The following is a 1,163-nucleotide window of genomic DNA, read 5'->3' on the forward strand; positions in this document are numbered from 1 at the left end:
CGCGCGGTCGGGCCGCGGCGGCCGCGCGACTCCCAGCAGCCCTGGTGCCAGTGACGGCGTTCCTCCACCGAGCCGGTCTCCTCGGCGGGCCACGCCACGAGGTGCGGCGTGCCGGGGCGGATCTCGTGGTCGCAGCCGGGGCAGCGGTAGGTCTTCTGCGCTTGCGCGCCCGAGATGGCGCGGACCAGCCAGTCGCCGTCCGGTCCCGACTCTGCGCGCGCCCAGCCGACGCCCCCACCGAGGGGACGGGCGTCTTCTGGCTTGGGGCTGTTACGGCGTGGCACGATCACACGGTAATCGCTCGTAGAATCAGGCCGTGCCGACCTACGAGTTCCGTTGCCGAACCTGTGACGACACCTTCGAGCTGCAGCGCCCGATGAGTGAGTCGTCCGCACCGGCGAGCTGCCCCGACGGCCATGCCGACACGGTGAAGTTGCTGTCCATGGCCGGTATCGGCGGCACTCAGCAGCAGCCTGCGGGTGGTGGCGGCGGGTGCTGCGGTGGAGGCTGCTGCGGCTAGGCCCGTGTCCTAGGCAGTCTCGCGGTCGATCATCACCTCGGCGATCTTGCGGCCCTGGTCGCACACGGTGCCGAACTTGCCGCTCGAGTCGATGACGATGATGCCGAGCCCGCCGCCTTCGTAGGGCAGGACCAGCACGCACGACGGCTCGACCTCGGGCTCGTCCGAGCGGTCCAGGTAGGTGACCTTGCGACCCTTCACGTCCCAGTCGCCGGTGGTGCGTTCGATCGTGATCGCCTTGTTGAGGCGGTACCGGAGCGAGACCCCGACCTCGACACCATCGACTTTCGTCGTCCACCGGCACGACTCGTCGAACGACGAGTCGTAGGTGTACTGCGTGGGCGGCGTGTCGGCCTTGGCGCCGGGGTAGGGCAGGTCGGTCCACTTCAACTTGGCGCAGACCGGCGTGATCTCGCCGTCGATGGGCGAGGTCTCGGGGTCCGGTTCCTCGGAGGCGCTCGGATCGGTCGAGCTCTCCTGGTCGAAGGGCGACGCGGCGTCGAGCGGCGCCTGCGCGACCGGACTGCCCCCGACGGTCGTCCTGGCACAGCCGGACGCGAGCACGAGGACAGCCAACAGGAGCACCAGTCGCCGCATGACACCACCATGCCAGACGCGACATGGTGCTCCTGTTAGCGGCTCA

3 protein-coding genes are annotated in these 1,163 nt (G+C 69.6%); 1 reads left to right on the forward strand and 2 read right to left on the reverse strand.

Translation table 11 applies throughout. The annotated features are described in order from the left end of the window. Positions 1-284 (reverse strand): Rv1322 family protein (locus FXN61_RS49575; protein ID WP_167980656.1); only part of this gene is annotated, 284 nt, incomplete at its 3' end. 32 nt (positions 285-316) lie between these two features. Here FXN61_RS49575 and FXN61_RS49580 point away from each other — a divergent pair. Continuing rightward, entirely contained in the window at positions 317-520 is a 204-nt protein-coding gene (locus FXN61_RS49580; protein WP_167980657.1) for an FmdB family zinc ribbon protein, read from the forward strand. Between the two features lie 9 nt (positions 521-529). Here FXN61_RS49580 and FXN61_RS49585 read toward each other — a convergent pair whose 3' ends face one another. After that, entirely contained in the window at positions 530-1,117 is a 588-nt protein-coding gene (locus tag FXN61_RS49585; protein WP_167980658.1) for a DUF3558 family protein, read from the reverse strand. Between the last annotated feature and the right edge of the window lie 46 nt (positions 1,118-1,163).

Source organism: Lentzea indica (genome assembly GCF_012184385.1).
Lineage (GTDB): Bacteria > Actinomycetota > Actinomycetes > Mycobacteriales > Pseudonocardiaceae > Lentzea > Lentzea indica.

Excerpts from the sequence above, each read along its gene's own strand:
- FXN61_RS49585 (WP_167980658.1), bottom strand. The coding sequence starts at position 1,117 with ATGCGGCGACTGGTGCTCCTGTTGGCTGTCCTCGTGCTCGCGTCCGGC.